At 59.0% G+C, this 24,681-nt stretch carries 24 protein-coding genes and 1 tRNA gene; 11 read left to right on the forward strand and 14 right to left on the reverse strand.

All coding sequences use genetic code 11. The features are described 5' to 3' along the window. Positions 1-9 precede the first annotated feature (9 nt). Positions 10-783: a cobalt ECF transporter T component CbiQ gene (gene cbiQ, locus SE15_RS00085; RefSeq protein ID WP_054520088.1), complete on the forward strand. Its 774-nt coding sequence runs from the start codon at positions 10-12 to the stop codon at positions 781-783. A gap of 14 nt (positions 784-797) precedes the next feature. Then, the gene (locus SE15_RS00090) at positions 798-1,505 is read left to right on the forward strand and encodes an energy-coupling factor ABC transporter ATP-binding protein (RefSeq protein WP_054520089.1); all 708 of its coding nucleotides are present in this window, start codon (positions 798-800) and stop codon (positions 1,503-1,505) included. On the opposite strand, the gene SE15_RS00095 is transcribed toward SE15_RS00090, so the two are convergent. Then, positions 1,502-2,326 carry a M55 family metallopeptidase gene (locus SE15_RS00095; protein WP_054520090.1) on the reverse strand — a complete coding sequence of 275 codons (825 nt, stop codon included), beginning with the start codon at positions 2,324-2,326 and terminating at the stop codon, positions 1,502-1,504. The two genes, SE15_RS00090 and SE15_RS00095, sit on opposite strands and share 4 nt — an antisense overlap. Positions 2,327-2,609: 283 nt before the next feature. Here SE15_RS00095 and lipA point away from each other — a divergent pair, with 283 nt between their 5' ends. After that, positions 2,610-3,569: a lipoyl synthase gene (gene lipA, locus SE15_RS00100; protein WP_083461580.1), complete on the forward strand. Its 960-nt coding sequence runs from the start codon at positions 2,610-2,612 to the stop codon at positions 3,567-3,569. A gap of 34 nt (positions 3,570-3,603) precedes the next feature. Beyond that, positions 3,604-4,983, forward strand: coding sequence for a cryptochrome/photolyase family protein (locus SE15_RS00105; protein ID WP_054520091.1), 1,380 nt, complete (start codon positions 3,604-3,606; stop codon positions 4,981-4,983). Positions 4,984-4,994: 11 nt separating this feature from the next. On the opposite strand, the gene SE15_RS00110 is transcribed toward SE15_RS00105, so the two are convergent. Together SE15_RS00110 and SE15_RS00115 are read right to left on the reverse strand one after the other, a co-directional pair. Next, positions 4,995-5,912, reverse strand: a complete 918-nt coding sequence (locus SE15_RS00110; protein WP_083461581.1) for a CAP domain-containing protein — start codon at positions 5,910-5,912, stop codon at positions 4,995-4,997. A gap of 115 nt (positions 5,913-6,027) precedes the next feature. Further along, entirely contained in the window at positions 6,028-6,447 is a 420-nt protein-coding gene (locus SE15_RS00115; RefSeq protein ID WP_054520093.1) for a CBS domain-containing protein, read from the reverse strand. A gap of 254 nt (positions 6,448-6,701) precedes the next feature. On the opposite strand from SE15_RS00115, the gene SE15_RS00120 reads away from it, so the two are divergent. From SE15_RS00120 to SE15_RS00135, 4 genes are all read left to right on the forward strand, one after another. Next, a complete protein-coding gene (locus SE15_RS00120; RefSeq protein WP_054520094.1) occupies positions 6,702-8,033 on the forward strand; it encodes an NfeD family protein in 1,332 nt (443 codons plus the stop codon). Between the two features lie 497 nt (positions 8,034-8,530). Then, a complete protein-coding gene (locus SE15_RS00125) occupies positions 8,531-8,935 on the forward strand; it encodes a DUF4332 domain-containing protein (RefSeq protein ID WP_054520095.1) in 405 nt (134 codons plus the stop codon). Between the two features lie 238 nt (positions 8,936-9,173). After that, a tRNA-Gly gene (locus tag SE15_RS00130) sits at positions 9,174-9,246 on the forward strand. 49 nt (positions 9,247-9,295) lie between these two features. Further along, positions 9,296-10,294 carry a zinc-dependent alcohol dehydrogenase family protein gene (locus SE15_RS00135; protein WP_054520096.1) on the forward strand — a complete coding sequence of 333 codons (999 nt, stop codon included), beginning with the start codon at positions 9,296-9,298 and terminating at the stop codon, positions 10,292-10,294. 8 nt (positions 10,295-10,302) lie between these two features. Here the strand turns inward: SE15_RS00135 and SE15_RS00140 are convergent, their stop codons facing one another. Together SE15_RS00140 and SE15_RS00145 are read right to left on the reverse strand one after the other, a co-directional pair. Next, positions 10,303-12,486 carry a heavy metal translocating P-type ATPase gene (locus SE15_RS00140; RefSeq protein WP_054520097.1) on the reverse strand — a complete coding sequence of 728 codons (2,184 nt, stop codon included), beginning with the start codon at positions 12,484-12,486 and terminating at the stop codon, positions 10,303-10,305. Further along, positions 12,479-12,883: an ArsR/SmtB family transcription factor gene (locus SE15_RS00145; protein ID WP_054520098.1), complete on the reverse strand. Its 405-nt coding sequence runs from the start codon at positions 12,881-12,883 to the stop codon at positions 12,479-12,481. The genes SE15_RS00140 and SE15_RS00145 overlap by 8 nt, the downstream gene beginning before the upstream one ends. Positions 12,884-13,276: 393 nt before the next feature. On the opposite strand from SE15_RS00145, the gene SE15_RS00150 reads away from it, so the two are divergent. From SE15_RS00150 to SE15_RS00160, 3 genes are all read left to right on the forward strand, one after another. Further along, entirely contained in the window at positions 13,277-13,690 is a 414-nt protein-coding gene (locus SE15_RS00150; RefSeq protein WP_152965483.1) for a nucleotidyltransferase domain-containing protein, read from the forward strand. After that, on the forward strand, positions 13,687-14,145 hold the full coding sequence (gene hepT / locus SE15_RS00155; RefSeq protein ID WP_054520100.1) for a type VII toxin-antitoxin system HepT family RNase toxin: 459 nt from the start codon (positions 13,687-13,689) through the stop codon (positions 14,143-14,145). The genes SE15_RS00150 and hepT overlap by 4 nt, the downstream gene beginning before the upstream one ends. A gap of 224 nt (positions 14,146-14,369) precedes the next feature. After that, positions 14,370-14,840, forward strand: a complete 471-nt coding sequence (locus SE15_RS00160) for a GNAT family N-acetyltransferase (RefSeq protein ID WP_054520101.1) — start codon at positions 14,370-14,372, stop codon at positions 14,838-14,840. Here the strand turns inward: SE15_RS00160 and SE15_RS00165 are convergent. From SE15_RS00165 to SE15_RS00205, 9 genes are all read right to left on the reverse strand, one after another. Next, complete coding sequence (locus SE15_RS00165; RefSeq protein WP_152965484.1) at positions 14,837-16,516, reverse strand: hypothetical protein; 1,680 nt, start codon at positions 16,514-16,516, stop codon at positions 14,837-14,839. The genes SE15_RS00160 and SE15_RS00165 overlap by 4 nt on opposite strands. A gap of 85 nt (positions 16,517-16,601) precedes the next feature. Beyond that, positions 16,602-17,930: an ABC transporter permease gene (locus SE15_RS00170; RefSeq protein WP_054520103.1), complete on the reverse strand. Its 1,329-nt coding sequence runs from the start codon at positions 17,928-17,930 to the stop codon at positions 16,602-16,604. A gap of 39 nt (positions 17,931-17,969) precedes the next feature. Then, a complete protein-coding gene (locus tag SE15_RS00175) occupies positions 17,970-19,748 on the reverse strand; it encodes a COG1361 S-layer family protein (protein ID WP_054520104.1) in 1,779 nt (592 codons plus the stop codon). After that, positions 19,745-20,485, reverse strand: a complete 741-nt coding sequence (locus SE15_RS00180) for an ABC transporter ATP-binding protein (RefSeq protein ID WP_054520105.1) — start codon at positions 20,483-20,485, stop codon at positions 19,745-19,747. Before SE15_RS00180 ends, SE15_RS00175 begins: the two co-directional genes overlap by 4 nt. Positions 20,486-20,498: 13 nt before the next feature. Continuing rightward, positions 20,499-21,287 carry a YIP1 family protein gene (locus tag SE15_RS00185; protein WP_054520106.1) on the reverse strand — a complete coding sequence of 263 codons (789 nt, stop codon included), beginning with the start codon at positions 21,285-21,287 and terminating at the stop codon, positions 20,499-20,501. Between the two features lie 213 nt (positions 21,288-21,500). Further along, positions 21,501-22,223, reverse strand: a complete 723-nt coding sequence (locus tag SE15_RS00190; protein WP_054520107.1) for a hypothetical protein — start codon at positions 22,221-22,223, stop codon at positions 21,501-21,503. 30 nt (positions 22,224-22,253) lie between these two features. Then, positions 22,254-22,814, reverse strand: coding sequence for an RNA polymerase sigma factor (locus SE15_RS00195; RefSeq protein ID WP_054520108.1), 561 nt, complete (start codon positions 22,812-22,814; stop codon positions 22,254-22,256). 139 nt (positions 22,815-22,953) lie between these two features. After that, positions 22,954-23,796, reverse strand: coding sequence for an energy-coupling factor ABC transporter ATP-binding protein (locus SE15_RS00200; RefSeq protein ID WP_201778028.1), 843 nt, complete (start codon positions 23,794-23,796; stop codon positions 22,954-22,956). 6 nt (positions 23,797-23,802) lie between these two features. Continuing rightward, positions 23,803-24,678 carry an energy-coupling factor ABC transporter ATP-binding protein gene (locus tag SE15_RS00205; protein WP_054520109.1) on the reverse strand — a complete coding sequence of 292 codons (876 nt, stop codon included), beginning with the start codon at positions 24,676-24,678 and terminating at the stop codon, positions 23,803-23,805. Positions 24,679-24,681: the final 3 nt, after the last annotated feature.

A 24,681-nucleotide genomic window follows, 5' to 3' on the forward strand; every position in this document is an offset into this window, starting at 1 on the left:
GCTCCACCGATGCAGCGATTATCTCCTCCTACCCCTTCACGCCTGCGCGAGGTGGACGCTCGCCTCAAAGTGCTCCTGGGGCTGGCAACCCTGCTCGGCCTAGCGCTGACCCCGTCGGGGCGCTGGGGCGCTTTAGGGGGGTATGCGGTGTTGCTTCTGCTCATCTGGCGCTGGGGCGCTCCCAATCTACCGCTCCTGCGTGCCCTTGTCTGGTTTTCGCCACTGGTGCTGGCGGTGCTGCCCTGGCTGTGGCTCACGCCCGGTGATGCCTGGCTGAGCCTGGGTGGGAGCAATTGGCATCTGGTGATCACCCGGGAGGGGGTGATGCGCTCGGCCGGCCTGATTCTGCGCCTGGTGCTCTCGGGCACCGTGGCGGTGCTTCTCGTCCACACAACCCCCTGGACGGCCCTGTTGGGGGCGTTGCGTAACCTGGGGGTGCCCCAACCGCTGGTGACCACGGCCGGGCTGGCATTGCGCTACCTGAGCAATCTGGGGGAGATGGCGCAGGCCCTGCTACGGGCGCGGACGGCGCGTTCGACAGAGTTGCCCGGGCGGCGTGCGGGTGGGAGTCTGGCCTGGCGCGCACGGACCACCGGCGGCATGGCGGGCAACCTGATCCTGCGCGCTCTTGACCGCAGTGAGCGCATCTACGGGGCCATGCTGGCGCGCGGGTTTGATGGCCGCTTGCGCTCCCTACCTGCGCCGGCACTTGGCTGGCCTGCCCGGCTGGCGGGATTTGGGCTGGGACTTTTGATCCTTCTGCTCGGGCAGATACTCCCCTGAAAAGGTGCCCCCCCATGCTTTCCCCCGCCGTTGAGATCCTTCACCTTTCCTACACCTACCCCACCGGTCAGGTGGCTTTGCGGGATATTTGCCTGCGCATCCCGGTGGGTGAACACGTGGCGCTGGTCGGGCCAAACGGCGCCGGCAAATCAACCTTGCTTCTGCACCTGAACGGGCTCCTGACCGGGCAGGGGGAGGTGCGCATTTTCGGCGTCCCCCTCTCGCCCGCCACCGTGCGCCAGATTCGCAGCCAGGTGGGGCTGGTGTTTCAATCTCCTGACGATCAGTTGTTCTGCCCAACCGTCTTTGAGGATGTCGCCTATGCGCCAATTTATGCCGGTTTGTCGCCAGCAGAGGTAGAAGCACGGGTGCGGGCAGCGCTGGCGGTTGTGGGCATGAGCGCCCATGCCGAGCGCTCTCCATTTCACCTCAGCCTGGGCGAGCAGAAGCGCGTGGCACTGGCTACCGTGTTGGTGATGCAGCCGGCCATTCTGGCGTTGGATGAACCCACTGCCGGCCTGGATCCGCGGGGACGACGCGAGTTGATGGCGCTGTTAAGAACCCTACCCCAGACCCTGCTCCTGGCGACGCACGATTTGGACCTGGTGCGCCTGATTTGCCCGCGCACGGTGGTGCTGGAGAGGGGCGAAATTGTGGCCGATGGTCCCACCGAGCACGTGCTGAGTGACCCGGCGTTTCTGGAAGCGCACGGGCTGGCTTAGCGCACGGCCAGGGCGACGGCCGCGCGGAAACCCCGATAGGCGCTGAGGGCATCCGGTGCTGTGAAGGCGATGGTACGCCCGTCCACGCGCTCTGCGCCGGGCAGCAGCATGGCGCCATCTGCCATTTGGGAGGCCATGAACTCCACCTGCACCCGCAGTGGGGTTTCCAGGCGCAGTGGGCGCGGCCCTTGGCCTTCGCGGAAGCGCCGCACAGCCCGTTCCGCGCTCCGGGCAATGCGAGCCTGGGCCTCGGCCAGTGGTAGGCATTCGGCAGCCCAGCGCCCCACCGCCTGTTTGACCTGGGCGGTTTCCACCTCAGGCACCCATTCGCGCGCTTCGGCACACACGGCCTGATCCCCGGAGACCATCAGCACCGGGACGCCGAAGTGCCCGCATACCGCGGCATTAAAGCCAAACTCCCCGCACAGGCGGCCATTCAGCCACAGGTTGGTCACACGCGTGCTGGACCAGGTATGGTCGAGAATGGCATTCGGCGTGCCCGCACGCGCATGGTAGCCGATGAAAAGTGCTGCTTCCACGCCGCTTTCAACCCCCTGCACCATGGAAAGCGGCGCCGGAGTGCCGGCGGCCAGGTAGGCCCGGGGGTCCAGGGTTTCGATGAGCAGGTTGCTGCTATCCCAGTGCCCATCGGCAACGATGAAAGCGGTGGCACCGGCCTCGGCGGCGCCCCGAATGGCAGCATTGACATCCTCGGTCATGATCTTGCGGAAACGCTGGTACTCGGCATGGTCGGGGTTGACTTGATTCCAGTTCACCACCCCGGAGATGCCTTCCATATCTACGGCAATGAGCAATTTCATGGGGTTGTTCCTCCCGTTTCAGTATGTAAAGAGGGTCAAAGCATGGAAGAAGAGGGCAAGAGGACGAACGAAAACGGGTTAGCGAAACCAGCATAAGAAACTTGCGTGAGGATGGGCTCGGGCACGAGATGTTGCAGAGCGGTTCAATCTTACTCCAGAACGGGACGCAGAGCAAGCCCGGGGAACGCGAGTAAATCGGAGTAAAATTCTCGATGAAAAGGTGTGACAAATTCCATCCTGCGGCTGTGAATCATGTATAATCGGGGCAAGGAGAGAATGAGCGATGCCGAACGAAGCAACTCGTCAACGCGTTGATCCTCAAGTGATGGATACCACGCCGCGCCGCCGCCCGGAATGGATTCGCGTGCGTGCCCCGAGCGGCGAGACGTACGAATGGCTGCAAAAATTGATGCGCCAGAAGGCGCTGCACACGGTCTGCGAAGAGGCTGCCTGCCCCAATATGGGGGAGTGCTGGGGGGCAGGAACGGCCACGTTTTTAATGATGGGCGATATCTGCACCCGCACCTGCGGTTTTTGTGATATCAAGCGCGGCCGACCTAACGCGCTGGATTGGTTGGAGCCGGAACGCGTGGCGCAGGCGGTTAAGGCGATGAACCTGCAGCACGCGGTTATTACCAGTGTCAACCGCGATGATCGCCGCGATGGGGGCGCGCCCATTTTTGCCATGGTCATCCGCCGCATCCGCGAGATTCATCCGGGGTGCTCCATTGAGGTGCTCATCCCCGATTTCAAAGGCAGCGCTGAAGCCCTGCGCATCGTCATGGAAGCACGGCCCGAAATTCTCAACCACAATGTTGAGACGGTGCCGCGGTTGTTCAAAATCGTTCAGCCGCAGGACCGCTACGAGTGGGCACGCGCCACCCTTTCCAACGCTAAAGCCATGGACCCGGAGGTGCTGACCAAGTCCGGTATCATGGTGGGCTTGGGAGAGACCATGGACGAGGTTAAGGCGGTGATGGAAGACCTGCGTTCCTGGGGGGTGGATATCCTGACCATCGGGCAGTATCTCCAACCCAGTCGGCACCATTTGCCCATTGCGCGTTACTACACCCCGGAGGAATTTGCCGAACTAAAGGCCTTTGGGCTTTCGATTGGGTTTAAGTGGGTGGAAAGCGGGCCCCTGGTGCGCTCGTCGTACCACGCCGCCGAACAGGTCCGCGCACTGAGCATCGTTCATCGTAAGTTGTACGGTACCGCGATGACACAGGCGGCAACGGTATAAAAAGGGAGCGTTGCCTCGGGTTGAGGGTCAGGAGATGCCGCTTGCCATCTGGTGGATTCGCCGCGACCTGCGCCTGAGCGATAACCCCGCCCTCGCAACCGCGCTACGCGAAGGGTATGCCCCACTGCCGCTCTTCATCCTTGACCCTCGCCTGCTCCGGAACCGCTTTACCGCCCCAATGCGCCTGGGGTTTCTCATGGCGGGCTTGCGTGCGCTGGAGGCGGATCTGCGGGCACGGGGCGCCTACCTGCTGGTGCGTCGAGGGGACCCCGGCGAGGTTTTACATCAGGTGCTGGCCGAAAGCGGTGCCGAGCGCATTTTCGCCGAGGAGGATTACACCCCCTATGCCCGAGAGCGGGATGCCCGGGTGGCACGCGCTTTGCCCTTGCAGTGTGTTCTTGGGTTGACCGTGCATCACCCCTCGAATGTGATTAAGGCGGAGGGTGAACCTTATACCGTTTTCACCCCCTTCAGCAAAGCCTGGAAGGCCCTTCCGTTGCCTCGACCGCTGGGCGAGGTGCCTGCCCGCTGGCCTACCCTGCCCCGCCTGCCGGGAGAGTCCCTACCCGTGCTTCCCCCGCCCGCTTTGTTTCCTGCCGGCGAGGCTGAGGCACGCCGTCGTTGGCGCGCTTTTCTGGAGGATAGCATTTGTGATTATGCCAGGGCACGCAACCGCCTGGACCTAGAGGGTACTTCGCGCCTTTCCCCGTATCTGCGCTTCGGGATGCTCTCGGTACGTCAGGTGGTGCATGAGGCGCTGGAGTGGGCCTTAGAGCATCCGACCGCACGGCACGGCGTAGAGGCCTTTGTCAATGAGATTATCTGGCGCGAGTTTTATCAGGCCATCCTCTACCATTTTCCCCACGTCACCCGTGAGGCGTTTCGCCCTCAGTTTCGCCATCTGCCCTGGCGCGAAGCACCGGAGGATCTGGGCGCCTGGCAAGCCGGGCGTACGGGCTACCCCATCGTGGATGCGTGCATGCGCCAGTTACAGGCCACCGGCTGGATGCACAATCGTGGGCGAATGATAGCGGCTTCGTTCCTGGTCAAAGACCTGCTAATCAACTGGCAGGCGGGAGAACGCTGGTTCATGCAGCACCTTGTGGATGGCGATGTGGCTGCCAATAACGGCGGTTGGCAGTGGACGGCGGGGGTGGGCACGGATGCTGCCCCTTATTTCCGCATCTTCAACCCCGTCCTGCAAGGCCGCAAGTTTGACCCGGAGGGACGCTTCATCCGCCGGTGGCTGCCGGAACTGGCTCGCGTGCCCGCTGCTTATGTGCATGCACCTTGGACGATGCCGCCCGATTTGCAGGCACGGTTGGGGGTGCAGGTGGGGCAAGATTACCCTCTGCCCATCGTGGATCATGCGCTGGCCAGGGCGCGCGCTTTGAGCGTTTATCGTCAAGGATAACTTGCAAGGTTTTACTTGCGCCCGCGTAAACTGGAACCGATTACCACTGCCAGCCCCAGCGCACTGATGATCAGCAATCCCCAGCCCAGGTTGTGGCGCTGATCGGGATCATTGAGCACACTCGCAGGCAACCATGGGCGGGGGGTAGGCGTTGGCGTGAGAGTGGGAGTACGGGTTGGGGTGGGTGAGAGGGTAGGGGTGAAGGAGGGGCGTACAATGAGGTCCTGCCCGGCCCAGAGGATGGGGGTTGGTGCCAAGCGGTTGAGGGCAATCAAATCCGCGATTTTGACGCCGTAGGCAATGGCAATGCTCCATGCGGATTGGCCGGGCTGGACTTTATGGATCATCGAGCCATCAGCCTGGGGAGTCACGGTCTGGACCGGGATGATGATCTGGGGTGTGCTCGCACCGGTGGCGCCCGTGGCCGGTGCGCGCGGTGTGTAACCGCTGGCGGCACCGGCAAAGTAGGCTGCGTGCAAGACGTAGTAGGTGCGTCCATCACTGGCTTGCACCACCCCCGCTCCTACGTGCACGTAATTGGCGTTGGTCATGGGCAGCATGTGGGAGGCATCTGCCCAGTCCTGGTAGACTACTTGCTCCGCCGTGCGGTTGTAACCGCAGGAGATGTTTTCGGTGGCAAAGACGGTGGCGCCGCCGCCATAGCCGGCGGCTGCCACCCGCCCGCTGACATTGCCGATGTGGGCGCAAATGCCGCTGCTTGCCATGGTCTCTGCGGTCGCCTGGGCGGTGGCCATGAGGATGGGGTCCACGATCAGGGCAGGCAGCCCGTTGGCAGTGCGTATCTGATTGACCAGGTCTATGATCGCCTGGGCACTACCGGCCTGCGCCTGTACCTGAGGAGCAGAAGCCAACCAGCCCAACAGGAGCAGGCCGGGGATGAGGAAGCGGAGAATTGCGTGCCGCATCATGCCTGATGATTATAAACGAACTGCCGGGGTTTTTATGGCAAATGGCCAACCCCGGCAGTGGGTTTTTAATCTTTTTAATCAGAGAGCCCAAGTCGTTTGGGCAGAAGTCCGTGGCTCAGGAGAAAGCGCGGTCGCTGCCTCCATGCCCCATGGTCTCGGCAATGAAGAGAAAATCTGTGGCGGATATCATGCCAATCACGTTGCCATGTTCGTCAACGACCGGAAGATGGTGAATGCGCTTTTCCATCATCAACCTGGCGCAGTCCTGCACGGTGGCGTCCTTTGGCACGGTGATGAGGGGAGTAGTCATGATCTCACGCACTTTAAGTTCGGAGGGGTTGCGCCCGTGGGCCACGATTTTATCGCAAATGTCAATGGAGGTCACAATGCCATATTCGGGGTTGGTTTCGGTCTTTCGGACGATCAGGCTGTTGACGTAACGGCGGCGCATCAATTTGAGGGCTTCGGTGACGGTCACCTCCGGATCCACAAAGACAACCAGATCGTTCATCCAATCACGGACGGTGTTCTGCATGGTAACTCCTCTCCTTGGGGTGATTCAGGGTGACCCTGTGGGTCAAAATGAGTATAGCATAGGCGAGCCGGGAGCGCAAAGCGCCGACGGCGGAGAAACTTTTGCATGTGCTGGGGGAACGGTAGGCGATTTATTGCCACCCAGCCTGCCCTTAGCCCCGGAAAGCGCATGGCGGATAGGTTCGACACAGTCGGTAGGGCTATTGGTGGTAGGGGCGTCAGCGGCTATAATTGAGATACGGAAAGGAGCAGGCAATGCGCCGATTCTGGCTTGTACTGGCTTTATGGGTGGTGGGTTGGATGGGGTTGGTGGTGATGCCCACGGCGCCGGTGGCGGCCCAACCTTCTGGGGAGCAGCCCCTGGTCCTGGTGTTGACCGCTGAAGGCCCCCTAACTCCGGTATTGGTGGGCTACATTGAGCGCGGTGTGGAGACGGCGCAGCGCGAGGGGGCAGAATTGCTGGTGCTGCAATTAAATACCCCCGGTGGCAGTATTGACCTGATGAATCGCATCATCCAGATCATTCGGGGCAGCCCGGTGCCGGTGGTGGTTTACGTGGCTCCGCGCGGTGCAATGGCCGGTAGTGCCGGCACCTTGATTACTCTGGCCGGGCATGCCAGCGCCATGGCTCCCGAAACGGCAATTGGCGCGGCCAGCCCGGTGGGTGCTCAGGGGGAGGAACTGGGCGAGACCCTGGCCACCAAAGAAAAGGAAATCCTGCGTGCTACGGCGCGTTCGCTAGCCGAGCGCCGCCCTGCCGAGGCCATTGCCCTGGCGGAGGATACGATTGAAAAAGCGCGTGCGGCATCTGCCTCAGAAGCCCTACGGGTGGGGCTGGTAGATTTCATCGCCACCGACCTGAACGACCTGCTACGCCAGTTGGATGGTTATACCGTGACCGTTCTGGATTCCCCGCGTACGCTGCGCACTCAGAATGCGGTGGTGCGCCCGCTTGGTCTGACGCTGGTGGAGCAAGCGCTGCAATTGCTCACCAATCCCAACATTGTCTTTCTGCTGCTGACCATTGGGGTGCAGGCCATCTTGATTGAGCTTTCGAATCCCGGTGGGTGGGTGGCCGGGTTTATTGGTGTGGTCTGCCTGGCGCTGGCGATTTACGGCCTAGGGTTGCTGCCGGTCAATTTGTTTGGGTTGCTCTTCATCATCATGGCGTTTGTACTATTCGTGCTGGAAGTCAAGGTGGGGTTCTCCGGTGCGCTGACGATAGCCGGCGTGGCGTCTTTCATTGCCGGAGCGTTGATTCTATTCAATTCGGTGCGTCTGCCCGGCTTTCCCCGCATTTCCATCCCTCTGGTGGTGGGAACGGCAATCATTGTGGCAGTTTCTTTCCTCACCATTGTAGGCTTTGCCCTGCGCGCCTTGCGCCTGCCGCCTGGCATGGGCAAGGAAACTCTGGTGGGCAAGCACGGTGTGGTGCGCGAGCCTCTCGACCCGGTGGGTAATATCCAGCTGGAGGGCGAGTTGTGGACGGCGGAGGTGGTGGAGGGCGAAGCGCCGGTGCCGGTGGGGGCGCGGGTGGAGGTAGTCGGCGTTGAGGGCCTGCGCCTCAAGGTGCGCCGCGTGCGTTGAGGTTTTGAGGACGCCTTTTCGCCAGAAGGCCCTTCCCCTGAAATTGGGGAAACCATGAGCCGTATTTTTTCCATAAGCACGAGCAAGGGGCTGGCTCACTATGGGCTTCTCGATGTGCTTTGTGTGGGGGCGGGAATGGGGGTGCCCATTTTTGCATTTTGTTGGGGGCGCGGTGGGATGATACCTCGCCATGCGCATCACTCACCGCTTCTTCGATCTTCAATCGGTTCTAAGGCGAGTCATGGCGGGTCTCTTCGTGCTCCGAAACCGGGGAGCCAATTGGATCCTTCCGGGATGGCTTGGGTTGATCGGGGGCTTTTTCCTGCTGAATTGGGGACTCCGGCGCAGGTAAACCGGCTTTTACCCCTGTTTGAATATATCAAATCGGATTGACTTGCTTTCTTTTAGGGCTTCACTATAATGAAAATAAGCCCCTGGATGACAGGCAGGGGGGCCTAAACCAGGAATCGCCCTTTTCAGGGGCAAAGGAGGATAAGATGGCAAAATTAATTTATGTCGAGGGCATCGGGGAAGCCTATGCCCGCAAATTGGAAGCCATAGGCATTGACACCACGGACAAACTGCTCAAGGCCGGTTCAACGCCAAAAGGGCGCAAAGAACTGGCCGAAAAAGCGGGCATTTCGGAGAAGTTGATCCTGGAATGGGTCAATCACCTGGACCTGTTTCGCATAAAGGGGATCGGTTCGGAATACGCCGATTTGCTGGAAGAGGCCGGGGTGGATAGTGTGCCCGAACTGGCCCAGCGCAATCCCGAGAATCTGTTCAATAAATTGATTGAAGTGAATAAAGAGAAGAAATTGGTGCGTCGGTTGCCCACCCTCTCACAGGTGGAAGACTGGGTGGCCCAGGCCAAGCAATTGCCGCGGGTGATAGAGTATTAGGAGGGGTCTGTGGATAAAAGCCGGGTTCTGCTCCCTGGGAGTAGTCCCGGCTTTCCTATGGGCTTGAGGGACGCCTGATCCTGCAAAAAAGCATTGAGCGGTGGCGCGCATTGTTTGCCTTGAGGGATATCGAAGGCAACCCTGCGGAGGTCTGTTGCTACGAAAGCCCATAAAAGCCCGGCGCAGAGATATTGACGATTCTTTGACTTCTTGCTATACTTTGAAGCGCAGCAGGATTGCGGGCGTGGTTCAGTTGGTAGAACGTCTCCTTGCCAAGGAGAAGGTCGTGGGTTCGAGTCCCATCGCCCGCTCTGGCCCCCAAAAGGGGGCTTTTTGTTTCCTGACTTGTGGAGGTGAGCCATGCAAGCCTGGCAAGTGGTCCGGCCCGCTCCAATTGAAACCCACCCCCTGGTAATTGCAGAAATTGCAACGCCCCAACCCGGTCCCGGACAGGTGCTGTTGCGGGTGCGTGTCTGTGGTGTGTGCCACACCGATCTGCACATTGCCGAAGGCGATCTCGTCCCCCCGGCTTATCCGGTGATCCCAGGGCATCAGGTGGTAGCCGAGGTGGTGGCACGAGGAGAGGGAGTTGAGGGGGTGCAGGTGGGTCAGCGTGTTGGGGTGCCCTGGCTGCATTGGGCCTGTGGCGAATGCGATTTTTGCCGTCGGGGGGAGGAAAATCTGTGCCCCTCGGCACGCTTCACCGGCCTACAGGTAGGGGGCGGCTTTGCCGAATGGATGGTGGCTGAAGCAGCATTCGTACTTCCACTGCCCGACGTGCTCAGTGACGTGGAAGCCGCGCCGCTCCTCTGCGCCGGAATCATCGGCTACCGGTCGCTGCGCAAGGCAGAGGTCCAGCCCGGCGAGCGCTTGGGGCTATTTGGTTTTGGGGCCAGCGCGCATCTGGTGTTGCAAGTGGCCCGTCATTGGGGGTGTGAGGTTTACGTCTTCACCCGCTCAGAGGCCCACCGCCGGCATGCCCTGGAATTGGGAGCGGCCTGGGCGGGTGGGGCCGGGGAGACGCCTCCACACCCGCTGGATCGTGCCATCACCTTTGCCCCGGTGGGTGAGATTGTCCCCCTGGCCCTGGCGAAACTGCGCCCGGGCGGCACTCTGGCGATCAATGCCGTGCATCTGACACCCATCCCGCGCCTGGATTATCCGTTGATCTACGGCGAGCGCACCTTGCGTAGTGTGGCCAATGCCACCCGTCAGGATGGCGTGGAATTCCTGCGCCTGGCTGCGGAGATTCCCATTCGCCCGGCGGTGACCCTTTACCCATTTGAGGCGCTTAATCAGGCACTGGATGACCTGAAACACAGCCGTTTCAACGGCCAGGCTGTGCTCCAGGTGGGGTGAGAATGCTTTCAGGGCTCGTCCGTGGGCATCGTCAGGCCAAGTGGGCGCATGCCGTTGATGGCCACCAGCAGTGAGACACCCATGTCGGCCAGCACGGCCATCCACAGCGTGGCCTGTCCCAGGGCGGCTAGCAGGACGAAGGCTAACTTGGTGACCAGGCTGAAAGCCACATTCTGACGTACCAGGCGGTAGGTGAGATCGGCCAGGCGAAAGAGAAACGGCAGGGGCTTGAGGGTGTCGTTCATCAGGACCACGTCGGCGGTTTCCATGGCCTGAGCACTGTGTGCACCCCCAACGGCGATCCCTACCTGAGCCGCGGCCAGGGCGGGGGTATCGTTGACGCCATCCCCGACCATGGCCACCGCGCCGTAGCGCTGGCGCAATTCGCGCAGTGCCTGCAATTTCTCTGCGGGGAGCAGCGGCGCGTGCACCTCGCCTATCCCCAGAGCGTGTGCAATCGTCCGGGCGGCGGCAGGCTGATCGCCGCTTAGCAGAGCAGTATGCCGTCCATGGCGCTGCAGCCAGGCAACCGTGGCGCGGCTTTCGGGGCGAGGGCGGTCCATGAAGGTTAGATAACCGCGCACCTGACCGTCGAATTGGAGGAGCACGGCTGTATGGCCGTGGGCTTCCAGCGTGCGGACCTCCTGGCAAAGCGTTTCGGGATGAGGATGGGCCTCATCAAACCAGCGATGGTTGCCCAGAAGCGCCTCATGGCCGTTGAAGCGGGCTTTCAGCCCCAGACCTGGCAGTAGTGTGACCGCCTGCGCGGGTGGATGCTGCCTTTCTAGACCGCGTTCCACTGCGGCCTGCAATACTGCACGTGCCAGGGGGTGGCGACTCTCACGTTCCATGGCTTCTGCCAATGCCAGTAGATCGTCACAGCGGTCGCACCGCTCGCCTCCCCGGCAGTCCACCGCGCGCACCCGGGTGAGGTGCGGCGAGCCCAGGGTGAGCGTCCCGGTTTTATCAAAAGCGACCACCCGGACCTGGTGCAGGGCTTCCAGGTGGCGGCCTCCCTTGATGAGAATGCCACGCCGGGCGGCAGCCGTGAGGGCGCTGAAGTAGGTGATGGGGGTGCTCATGACCAGGGCGCATGGGCAGGCGATGACCAGTAGAGCCAGACCGCGGTAAAGCCAGCCGCGCCCACCTTCTGGGGGATTGAGAAAGGGCTGTCTAAAGAACAGGGGGGGCAGGGTAGCGATGAGCACGGCCAAGATCACCACAGCGGGAGTGTAATAGCGTGCGAACCGGTCCACAAAGCGCTGGAAGGGCGGACGTTGCGCCTGGGCTTCCATGACGCCCGCCAGGATGCGCTGCAAGGCGCTCTCGTGGGCAGGGCGAATGACCTCAATTTCCAGGCTGCCCCGTCCATTGATGCTGCCGGCGAAGACCTCGTCGCCCGGGTGTTTTTCTACCGGCAGGCTCTCCCCGGTAATTGGCGCCTGGTTGACCTCGCTGTTCCCCGCGCGTACGCGCCCATCTACGGGGATGCGGTCATCTGGGCGGATGCGCACGCGGTCTCCCACTCGCAGACTGGTGACCGGAACGCGCTCCTCGCCTTCAGGAGTGAGGCGGAGGGCCTCTTCGGGTAGCAGGGAGCGCAGGCTGTCGAGGGTACGCCGGGTGCGCTCGGTGGTGTAGCCCTCCAGGGCCTCAGCCAACGCAAAGAGGACCACCAGGGTGGCCGCTTCGGTCATTTCCCCAATGACCACCGCCCCAACAGCCGCCAGGGTCATCAGGGCGTTGATGCCGAGTTCACGGCTGTAAAGCCATCCCATCAAGGCATGACGGGCCAGCGGATAGCCGGCCAGGAGCAGTGCCGCCGCCTGGAACCATAAGGATAGCGGGCGCAGTGTGGGCCAGAGCAGCAAGGCGAGCCCGATGATCAGCAGGAGTGCCCCCCAGAGCGTCAGACGTGTTTCAGGGGTGACAAGAAGGTAACCCAAAAAGCCACCTGACCGTTTAGGACGTGCGGCTTGTGGAGATGGGGCCATTTCAAGCCGATAACCCAAGGCGCTCACCCGCCGCTCCACTTCCGAGGTGGGGATGGTTTCTCCTTCCAGGGAGAGCCATCCACTGGCAAAATCTACCTGCACCCGATGCAGGCCGGGTAGATCATAAAGAGCATGTTCAACCTCACGAGCGCAATCAGCGCAATCTAAGCCGTAAAGACGATAGCGATGTTCAGGCATGTGGGCGCTCCTCAGCAATGGATGGGGAGGGGGTTTGGTGGCGAATGTGCTCCAGGCCGCGTTCAAGCAGATCGCGGATGTGTTCGTCATCCAGGGCGTAGAACACGGTGCGCCCTTCTTTGCGGTAGCGTACCAGGTGCAGGGCGCGCAGGAGGCGCAACTGGTGTGAGACGGCGCTCTGACTCATCCCCAGGACCGCCGCCAGATCGTGAACGCACAGCTCGGCCTCGGCCAGTGCCGCCAACAGGCGCACGCGGCTGGGATCGCTCAAGGCGGCGAAGACCTCAGCCAGGCGGGTGGCCGTCAGCCCATCCAGCAAACTAGCCTGCACCTGGCGCACCAACGATTCGTGGATTTGATTATCTTCACAGTGGGGAGAAACCCCATTTTTTCCCATGCTTTCCTCTTGTAGATACAATGAATACATGAACAATTCTTCATATATTATAGGCAGAGAAAGGCCCCTGTCAAGGGGTAATCTGATTCTTGAACCGACGTCGGGACCTTGGGAATAAACGAGCCTCAAAGCCGGAAACTTTAGTCTGCTAAACTGGCGGGAGGTTCCTCGGGCCTAAGTTGAGGTGTGAATGGCACCGCCTAAAATCGGGCTGTTCGCACAGGGCATGAAGTGGTTCAAGAGGTCCCGGAAGGACCGATTAGTCCCGACCAAAGCGGGTGCTGAGGAACCGCGCTGCTCAAAAATTCCTGGCTGGTTTTTCACTTCTCTGCGCGCCAACCGGAAAGCCGCAGATCGAAGCCCAGACCGCGTACCTGTTATATAATTATGCATATGCTCTACAAACAACAACTTGCCGATTTGTGCAGGCAATTTTCTATAGAGATTTTATATGCCTTTGGTAGCCGTGGACGCGAGGCAGGCAGATTTGTATTGGAAAACCAACCGATGTTGACCAGCGACAGCGATCTGGATATTGGTGTGTTGCCCGCCCGCTCACTCAGCGCCCGCGAGAAAGCCGAACTAACCCTTTTGCTGGAGGATTTCTTCGGGGTCAACCGCGTTGATCTGATCGTCCTGCCCGAAGCCGATCCCTTTTTGGCGGCCAATATCGTTCGCGGGGAGCGTCTGTATGAGCGCGATGTCTACCTGGCCGATGAATATGAGCTGTTCGTTTTACGACGGGCGGGGGACTTAATTCCACTGGAACGTGAACGCTTGGCCTTGATCGAGGAACGGCTTAAATGAGGCCTGGTAAAGTCTCTCGTCGAATTGTCCTTGATCGTCTTGCCATGGTGGAGCAATTGCTGGCCCGGATCCGGGCTTTGCCGTTGGAGAATCGCGAAACCTTTTTCTCTGATGAGCGCAATCTTGATGCACTCGAATCTTGCTTGCGCCGCGCGTTGGAAGCCTTGTTGGATGTGGGGCGGTACATCCTTGCCAAAGGCTTCGCGATTGGCGTGACAGAATACAAGCAAATTGCGGTTGAATTACAGCGTGTGGGTGTTCTATCCGCCGAAGAGGGGCAAATCTTGCGCATAATGGCGGGATACCGCAACCGCATGGTGCATTTCTACCATGAGATTGGGCAAGAGGAACTCTATCAAATTGCCCAGGAGAATCTGGGGGATTTTCATCGCATCATTGCGGCTTACGGGCGCTGGATGGATGAACACCCACAAGCCTTGCACGATGACCTGTGATCCTCTTGCTCAAGCGTTAACAGCCGCCCTCACCGGGTGAGTGGAAACGGGGCTTTTCCGCGGCCTGGCTGTCTTTTCTTAGGCTCGCCCTCCTCCCCAACGTTCATCCCTGCATTTTGAGTAATACGCCGGCGGGCAAAATTGAGGGGAATCTTGCGGGGGTAAATGCGCTACAATGGCGATGGGCGGGTTGTTTGGACAGGTTATCCGGGGAGGCATGGGCGATGGAAGCGACGTTAACTTTTGAACTGGCAAAGGATGAGCAAATTGACGAATTCCTGGAACTGATGCGCCAGGAGGCTGCCGACTACGTGCATCCGACATTGGAGAAACTGGGCTGGTCGTGGGAAGAATTTACCCAACGAGCCCGAGGGGTGGGTTGGGTATATTGCATCTACCGTGCGGGGAAAAAAGTCGGTGCGTACTGGATCGAAGAGCGCGAGCGGGTGGTGCACCTGCACGGCATTGTGGTGGCCCCTGCCTACCAGGGGCAGGGCATCGGCACCCAAGCGTTGAAGCATTTGATGGCACAATATCGGGGTCGGGTGGAGGCCATTGAACTGGGGGTGCATGAATCCAATCGGCGCGCCAAAGCGCTCTACGAACGGCTGGGCTTTCGCACGGTCAGGGTCCTCCCCGAGGTAGGCTTTTACATCATGCAGTGCCCACTGGAGGCCACGCCTGCGCCGGATTAGGGGGTGTGAGTGGGTGGGTGGGCTTTAAGAACGAAAGGGCACCATTTCCGTCTTTGTGATGCCACCCAATCGCCCCAGACAAGTAAGGTCAGCCATCCCATCAGGCGCAACTGGACGCCGATTTGGGTGGCATGACGCTCAATCTCGAGCGGATTCCCATGCCAGGTGATGAGCATCAAGGGGTAGAGACTGACCAGAAGCACAGACACGACCCACCCGAGCGCTCGGAGATTTTTCCCGGTCCAATACCCCACCAGGCTTGCCAGGCTTAGTCCAATGAAGATGAGCAGAACCGTCATCTGGCGGGGATAGAGGATTCGGTCAATCAGTAAGAGGCGCTGGGGCAAGGCATCCAAGGGGCGGCGATATTCCCGATTATCGCCATTGAGCAGGTGGAAGGCCTGTTGCAAGGGTTCGATCAGGGTGGGTAGAGGACGCGAAAGCAGGTAAGCCAGATAGGTGGCACGCCCTTTTTGTTCAACCCAATCGCGAACAGATTGGAGTGCGGGCTCAGTGAACATGGCTTTTTGGTAATCACGTTGGGAAAGGGATTGAATCTCTAAGAAGCGAGGGGTAAGCGGAAGGCCAGCGTTAACAAAAAACGCGCGTGCACTAGGGTTGGGTATAATGCGGACTTTGAGATTGTCGTAAATGTGAATTTGCCAACGGTTGCCGTGAATGAGTGTGAAATTTTGGAATGCGAATAGTGCCAGTATGAACAGGGTTAACCCGATAAGAGGCCAGCGTAGGTGTAAAGTGACTCTTTTCAACATTGTCAATGCTGCGAGGGCTGCCGCCCCAATTAGCAAGAAGTAAAGGTTGGTATCGCGGGTGAAACTGTAGAGCCCCATCAACACCGCAATCACCAGGGTCAGTCCTGCTGTGGCCCCATGAGGTGGGCGTTGTAGAGATTCGAGGAGTAGCAAAAGCCCTAGCCAGCCAGCCAATGTTAACGCCAGGAGCGAAAGCGAAAGCGATTCGGAGAGGAGGAGGAAATCCCACAGGCTGACTTCCAGGCTGAGGCTAAAGCAAAGGATCAAGCCGAATCCAACCAGACGCACCCAACGGTTGCGTAATGCCATGGCGACAACGCTGGCGAGTATGCTCCAGGCAACGACCGAAAACCAGCGCTGCACCAGGGCCACTCGGGCCATAATGCCGGCATCTCCGTAGTTTGCAGTGTTGACCCCCAACATCTTGTAGAAGAGCGGTAGGGTAAAGGAGCGATCAGCGATCCAGAACGCAGAAGAGGTCAGAGGCTTTTCGGCTACGGCTACGTAGGAATAGGTGTCATAAAATGCCCGGGGTGAATCACTCCACCCGTAGGTTTTTTTCAGAGCGAGAAAAGCCCCCCAGCATCCCAAATAAGCCAGCCCAAGGCAGAGGGAATCTAATATGCGGAAGGCGGCGCTATGGTGATAAGCATGGACTTCTTCAGCCGGGACGTGCCACAGAGAGATCCAGGTCCGTTGGAGCGGTGAGTAGGTCAACAGGAACGCCAGAAGTGCCAGTACCAATCCCCCGCCTCCTAAGGCTTTCCAGTTTGTGAAGGGGAGGATGTCCACTCCCGGCAAGTTTTCCAGGATTACTAAACTAATCAGCCCCAGTCCCAGTAAAAAGATCAGATGAGGCCCCATGAGGGTAAGGTGGTGGCGCATTGAAGGAGAGCGGCTCATACGATGATTCCAGGCGTGCTTTGGCCCGACCTGCGTATACCGGGCATTTGGCTCCAATTGTAATGCACTCTGGAGGCAGGGGAGGCTATTCGTATTTTAGTGCGTTGACCGGTACCAAAGTGGCGGCACGCAGGGCGGGGTAAAGGCCCGAGATCAGTCCAATGAGGGTGGCGAAGGCCAGGGCAAAGAGCGGAAGCCACAGGGGGGTGAAAGTGGCCGTTGTCGGCGGCGGTCCTCCCTGGCTCTGGCTCGCCAGGTAGGTAATGGCCACCACGTTCAGCATGGCGCTGCCCAGCCACCCGATGAGGACGCCCCCCAGCCCACCCAGGAAGCCGATTCCCGCGGCCTCACCCAGGAAGATGCTCAGCACATCACGGTTGGTGGCGCCCAGTGCCTTCATCAATCCGATTTCGCGGGTGCGTTCCAGGATGGCCATGGTCATGGTGTTGGCAATGCCGATGGCGGCCACCAGCAGGGCAATGGCGCCCACGCCACCGAAGATTAACTGCAAGACCAGGTAGAAGTTGTTAATCCCCTGGACGAAGGATTGGGGGGTGGAGGCCATGTACCCCATGGCATTGATCTGATCGGCCAGTTCCAGCACGCGATCGGGGTCGCGGGCACGGACGATCAGCATGTTGTACCCCTCCCGGTTGCGGTTGATGCGCTGTCCGCGTGCCCACTCTTCCCAGGCGGTTGCCTCGTCCATGCGCACAAAGAGGGCGCCATCGGCTTCACTGCGGCTCTCGGCCAGAATGCCCACGATGCGCAGATTGACCGTTTTGGTGACCATCTGACCGTCTTGGGTCCACTTTTGCAAGACCAGGCGCACTTGTTGGTTGAGCAGATCCGGTTGGGGAGGGGGTTCCTGGCCGGGGCGCTGGCGGGGGTCATAGAACTGGCGCGCCGCCCAACTGCCGATGATGGCTGTGCCGCGTTCAAGGCGAGTGGTGCCCGCTTCAAGGGGGTAATCGAAGATGGCCAGGTCATCCGTGTCTACCGCCAGCAGAGAGGGGTAATTTTCCAGGCGACCCACTTTGAGCACAGCACTGACGCCCACCCAGTTGCGAGGGATGGCATACTCCACCCCTTCCAACGCGCGGATCTCCTCGATAGCAGCCGGGGTCAGCAATTTTTGCCCGCTTGGGCTACTACTACCGATGGCACCCGGCCCAATGGCTACCGCAACAGGGCCACCCTCGCCACCGCCATAGTTAGGGTAAACTTCAATGCGGCGTAGATCACTGATGCCCCACAACTGACTGGTGGCGTTGCGTTGTAATCCCAGGCCCAGTGAGACCAACAAAATCACAGCGGCGGTCCCAATGATGACCCCCAGGGTGGTCAGGGCTACACGCCCTTTGCGCCGTCCCAGATTGTAAAGTACCAGATTGAGTAGATCGCCAAAGCGCATGGTTTTTTATTCCTTATCCCACACTGCGCGCTAATTTATTTATCCCTTACCACCGGGCCTGGCAGGTAGCGGTACGGGCATCTCTTCTGGCGGCATTTCCGGAACCATGGGTGTGGGCTGTGGGCGCCCGCTGCCCAGGCCAAGCAGCCCCTTAATGAAGCGCCACACGATATCCCAAAAAGTTTCCGGAGCTGAGGGTTCAGCCGGTAAGCCCCCTTCCCCGGGGAACATTGGCGTTTCCATCACCGGGGCTTCCATCACTTCGATGGGCAGGCTCTGGGTGATGGTGCGGGGTTGGTTGAAATCATCGGTGTAGGTGATTGTGACAATGATGTCCTGGGGACCAGGCTGGAAGGGGGTGAAGTTAACGTCCAGAGTGAAGTAACCGCCTGGCTCCAGGGCGCCCACCAGAGAAACGTTGTTGCTCAGGTCGGCGTTTTCGGCACTTACTTTCATATTGCCCAGCACAGCCGATTTGCGCCCCAGGTTGGTGACCTGCAGAGGCAGCACGGTGGGCATACCTGCCTGGAACGGGCCCGGATCGCGGTAGAAACCCACCTCAATCTGAGGCAGTGAGTACACCAACAACGTGATCACCTGGTCATTGACCTGGCGGTTACCCTTTTCATCGTCGTAAACGAAGGAGATTTTGAAGGGATAGGCGCCGGGGTTGGCGTTGACGTTGACGATCAGTTGCACGGTGGTCTTGAGCGTTTGTCCCAGCGGCACATCCCCCAGATAGACAATGTTGGAACTACCTAACGGGGCAAAAGTTGAGAGGTCACTCCCGCTGGCGGAGATTCCCCCTGGCCCGGGCGTCCCGCTTTGATCACTGCTGGGGGTGCCGCCCCCCAGGATCATGGCTACGTTGCGCGCATTGCTGCTGCCCAGGTTTTGAATTTCCAGATCCAACGCGAAGGTGGAACCCGGTTGTAAGGGGTCTACACTGCTCTGGTAGCCCATCACTACCAGTTGAGGGCGACTGATGGCCGTCGGGGTGGCGGTTGGTCGAGCCGGTCCTGAAGCATAATAAGGGGGTTTGAGGTCAATGGTGATGGTGAGTGTGGTGGTGTACGCTGTGCTTGCCGGGTCATTGTAAGTCACGTTCACGGTAAGGGTGGCCAGAGTGCCGCTCAGGGTGGGGCTGGCAAGAAAGCGCTGAACCACATCCTGACGCTCGTTCGGGGCCAGACCGCTCAACGTGCGCATGCCGCCCGTGTTAAGAGGCAAAAAGCCCTCTCCGCTAAAGGTGAAGATGATATCTCTCGCAGCGCCCAGGCCCACGTTGGCCATGCGCAGGCGCAGCCCGAATTCCTGTCCGGGCGTGACTGGACCGCCTTCTTCAATGCCGTAAGATTCCATGACCACCAGAGGGCGCCCGCTAGGCGGGTAGGTTGGAGTGGGCGGAACCACGGCCTGGGTGGTCAAGGCAACGCTTGCCAGGCCGGTTGCGGTGGTGGCATCCAGAAACTGGACCGTGGTGACTTCGGTAGCGCCGTTGGTGGCGGTAGCCGGCACGGCTACGGCGACGATAACGTCCTTCTGCCCCCCGATCGGGAGGGTGAAGGTGAGAGGGTCGGTAGTAACTGCCCAGGTGTTCAGCCCCTGGGTGACCACTTTCAGGTTCAGGTCGGTACCCCCTGTGTTAACAACCGTCAGGGTGTAAAAGACCACACTGCCGGTGGGGCCGCTTTTCTGCGTGGCATCGGGGGTAATGGTGAGGGGGCTGGACTGGGCAAAAATTGGGTAGGATGGTATCAACAGCATCAGGCTCAGGGCCAGTATCAGCCAGGGAGAGGATGAGAACAAACGCTTCATGTGGCAGGTCCTCCTTGAGCAAGCGCGGCGAAGTTGGCCGCGGCTTCGTAATCTTCGCGCGTCACCACCCGCCCGTCCAGTAGGTAGACCAGGTGGGTGGCAAAGCGGTGCATGCGCGTATCGTGGGTGACCACAATAATGGTGTGGCCGGCACGGTGTAGTTCAGAGAGCAACTGCATGATGCTGTAGCCACTGGCCGTATCCAGGTTGCCGGTGGGTTCGTCGGCCAAGATGATGCGCGGTGAATGTGCCAGAGCGCGGGCGATGGCGACGCGCTGCTGCTGCCCGCCGGAGAGTTCGGTGGGACGATGATGGGCGCGATTTTCCAGGCCAACCTGGCGCAGGAGATGCAGCGCCATCTGACGGCGACGCGCTGGCGGTACCCCGGAGAAGCGCAGGGGAAAGGCCACGTTTTCCAGCGCTGTCATGGAGGAAACCAGGTTGAAAGCCTGGAAGATGAAGCCAACCATTTTACGCCGGTATTCGGCCAGCTGGTTCTCATCCAGCGTTTCCAGGCGCTGTCCGTTAACCTGGATGCTGCCTGCAGTTGGCCGATCCAGCCCGCCGACCAGGTGGAGCAGGGTGGATTTGCCCGAGCCGGAAGGCCCCATGATCACGGTGAAACTGCCTGCCGGGATGTCCAGGTCTACCCCGGCCAGTGCCTGTACCGCCTGCTGTTTCCCCATTGGATAGACTTTGCGCAAACCGCGAATGGCGATCAGGATGGATTCGCTCATATCCGTGGCCCGGCTAGAAAAAGAACGGACGTGTGACAAACAAATTACTCAAGCGGGCGGAAAAGTAGCCCGGCAGGGCCTGCAAGCCCAGGGTGAGGATCACCGCCAGCAGGGTGAGCAGCCGGGCTTTGGAGCGCTGGATCCCGGCAAAAAGGGGCGTCCCGATCAGCAAAAGGCCCACCATCCACAACCAGTACAGGTCTACCTGGGCCAGAAGTGCGCGCCCGTACAGAACCAGGCCGGTAGCATCGGCGGGAAGAAAGCCGGAGAGTCCGGGGGCATTAATCGGTTGGCGGGTGATGAGGAGGGCGATTCCCTGGACCAGGAAGCGCAGAGCCAGGGGGAGACTGCACCAGGCCACCAGATTGAACGTAGTGATGCCATTGCCGCGGCTCCCACCCAGGGTCAGTGCCAGGTGGAGCAGGCTGCTCAGGATCAGCCAGGGCAGCCATACACCGGCCAGGTTGGCCAGTCCCGGAAACACAATCACGAAAAGGGGGTTAGCGCGTTGCTGTTGGGCTTGAAAATATTGCTGTTGCTGCTCCTGGGGCCAGTATTGAAAATCTGGCGGTAGTTCGGAAACCACCTGAGCCTGTTGCTGGCGCGCCGGTGCGCTGGCCAGGGTCAGGAAGAGTGCCAGCAGGGTGAGGACCACCATGGGGGTGATCCACGTGGCGTTTTCTTGCTCGCGAAGGTTTTGCAGGGTGCGGCGCGGACGGAGGAAGAGGGCGGGGATCCATTCAAAGCGCCAGCGTCGGCGTGTCGCTTCAGGCGAAGGGGGGAGGGTTTCGATTTCACTCATAGAGTCTCCTCTGGTCGAGAGGTGGGGGAAGAGTTTCTGGCCGATCACCTATTTTATATAACGCACACCCCCGCTTGAAAGTTCCCGTTTCGTGAGCTGAACTCTATTTTACCCTGGTGGGGAAAATTTCAACACACTCCCTCATAAAGTAAAAATGGAATGGCCGAGCGTGTAGGCTCGGCTACGTTAGAGAAGGAGTTTAGGGTAAACCCTCTAAGGTGACGGCAGAGTTAATTCGAATTCAAACGGCCCAATGGGTGGGGGCGCAGAGATGGGGTTGAGTATCTGCAAGCCATTATTAGAGGGGGGTGTGCTATTTTCGGATGGGATCAGGGAAACAAGCGATCTTTTTGCATACACCGAGAAGTGGAGACTGGTGGGAACCCGTCTGCATGTATTCTTGAAAATAGCCAGGTAGGCCGTTTCGTTGGAGGAAGAACGCAGATTGAGGAAATCCGATTCTCCTACAAAGCCATAGGTTCCTTCCCAGGTGTAGCATGAAGTGCCTTTCAACTGCTCACGATAGGGCTCATAACGTTCCTCCTGTGGGCTGTGCAAAAGGTATCCGATGAGCACATACTTCTCATCAGCGTAGACCCATTTCACGCTCAGGTCAACTCCTTCCCATTTCTGTTTTAAGTCAAGCTGTACCCCGCGACTGACATCAATGGTGCTTAACCGATCATCGGATTGGAAAACCCGGGTAATGAAGGGAACGGCAGCCTGGACCTTGGGGTTAGAGACGGCAAAAGCCAGCAAACCGAAGATTATCACAACAATCCCAATCCAGCCCCAACGAACGAGAAATTTGGACATTTGCCGAGATGGGGTTTCATTTTCAAGCCGCTTGCTGAGCCTGGGCCACAGGTCCACAGGTTTAGAAACCCTTTGAGAGGCTAATTTGTGAAGCGCTTTTTGTAAGGATTGATCGTTCATACTCAAATCTCCTTTCTGTCTTTCCAGTTTTTATTCGGGGTTGATTTCCTCTCGTTGTAAAAATTGGCGTAGGCGTTTGCGTGCAATATGAAGCCGCCACTTGAGGGTGCCCAGGGCAATTCCCCAATGTGAGGCAATTTCCGCTTCGCTTAAGTTCAGGTAATAGCGTTGCACAAGTGCAGTTCGCTGCTCTGGGGTGAGCGCGCCGAGGGCTTGCCACAAGGCATTGAGCAACTCTGTGTATTCGAGGGACTCTTCAGGCCGCTTAAATTCGGGGGGATTGTGTACCCGCCTTTCTTCATTACTTTCATCCTCCAAGGAGCAATAGCGTTTACGGTTGTGGGCCGCTCGCCGAGACATGTTGAGGACAATTTTCATGAACCAAGGCTCAAAAGCGCGCTGAGCGTTAAATTGGTGGATGCACCGATAGACCTGTAGAAAGGCTTCTTCAACAATGTCTTCGGCCAGGTTTACATCCCGCACGATCAAATACGCGCTGCGGATGGCCTTGGTCTGGTATTGCCTTACTAAGTACTCCAACCCGCTGATATCTCCTTGCTTCAAGCGTTGGATGGCTTCATTTTCTTCCATCAAACTCCTCGGTCAGGCTTTCTGTATTTCTATAAGTAATATACATTCTCCCCCCAAAAGGTTGGGTTGGCCTTCAAATCAGAAAAAGGGCTATCGGATTTGCCGATAGCCCTGGCACACAGAAAAATTCTCAGAGTGATCAGGCGCCGATCAGACGCTGAAACTGCTCAAGCATCTGTTCCACGGTCAGCGTGCCGGGATCGAAGCCCAGGTGTTGGCAGCGTTGGGCCAGTTGGGTAATTTGAGGCGGTTCAAGATGGGTTTGAGCCAGCACCTCGTGCTGCTTGAAGACCTCGGCGGTTGGACCATCGGCCAGGACGCGCCCCAGCCCCATGACCACCACGCGGCGGGCATAATGCGCCACAATGGGCATATCATGGGTGATGATAATGATGGTATGGCCGTGGTTTTCATTGAGGTCCTTGAGGAATTCCATGATCTCGAACGACTGACGGGCATCCTGGCCGGTGGTGGGTTCATCCACAATGATCACCTTGGGGCGCAATGCCAGGATGGAGGCAATGGCCACGCGTTGGCGCAATCCTTTGGAGAGGAAGAAGGGATGAGACTCAAAGTAAGCCTCGGGTAAACCCACCACTCGTGCGGCTTCGATGACGCGTTCTTTGACCTCGTCCTCGGGCAGTAAAATGTTGCGCGGGCCGTAGGCAATTTCATCCCAGCAGGTGCTGTTGAAGAGCTGATGATCGGGGTTTTGAAACACATACCCCACCCGTTTGACCATCTGGACAATGGGGGTGGTTTTGGAGTTTAAGCCATCTACGATGACATCTCCCTGAGTAGGTTTTAACAAACCGTTCAGACACTTAGAGAGCGTCGTTTTTCCCGATCCATTTTGCCCGATCAGAGCTAAAAATTCTCCCTCGTGAATCTCCAGGTTGACATCGGTGAGCGCACGTGTGCCATCGGGGTAATCGTAGGTGAGGTGAACAACGCGAATGTAAGGTTGAGTTGTTTCCATCATCGCCTGTTACGATCCTTGATAAGTGGAATGGCGAGGCATCAAAACGTGTTCCAGCCTCTCAGCAGCCTCGTCCAGGGTGAGCGGAAGATCGCCGTTGTACCACTGCCTTTGGACAAGGCGGTAAAAGAATTGCATGGCTTCCGGTGGGTAGATGCCCTTCTCGAGCAGGAGAGCAATTTGTTGAAAGAAGGTCCGCGTCGGTCCTTGTAGAGCCACCTGGCCTTCGGAGAGCAAAATCATGCGGTCCGCCAGGGGGATCAGGTTTTCCAGGCTGTGCTCGATGACGATGACGGTGTTGTTCTGTTCGCGCTTAAGGCGGCCCAAGACCTCAAAAATGCGCTTGCGACTGACGGGATCGAGCATTGAAGTGGGTTCATCCAGCACCATGATCTTGGGCATCATCGCCAGTACCGCCGCCAGAGCCACGCGCTGCTTCTGGCCGCCGGAGATTTCATAAGGCGGTTTGGGAAGAAGGGATTTGAGCGCTGTGAGTTCGGTTACCCATTCCAGGCGCTCCCGGATCTCGGGAATGCTCAGACCGAGGTTTTCCAGCCCAAACACCAGTTCATCCTCTACCGTCATGGCAGTGAATTGGGCCTCGGGATCTGAGAACACCACGCCAACCTGGCGTTGTAATTCCCCGCGCGGGTAGGCTTCCACTTCTTTGCCCATCACTTTGACCGTGCCTTGCTTGACCCCGTGGTATTGGCCGGGAATCAAGCCGTCCAGGGAAAGCGCCAGGGTGGTCTTGCCGGCTCCGTTAGGGCCGATGATACCGACAAACTCTCCTTCGTAGATGTCTAGATTGATGCCGTTTAATGCGGGGTTCTCAGTATTCAGATATTGCCAGGAGTAATCACGGATTTCAATGATCGCTGACACAAT

Source organism: Thermanaerothrix daxensis (assembly GCF_001306145.1).
Classification (GTDB): Bacteria; Chloroflexota; Anaerolineae; order Anaerolineales; family Anaerolineaceae; genus Thermanaerothrix; species Thermanaerothrix daxensis.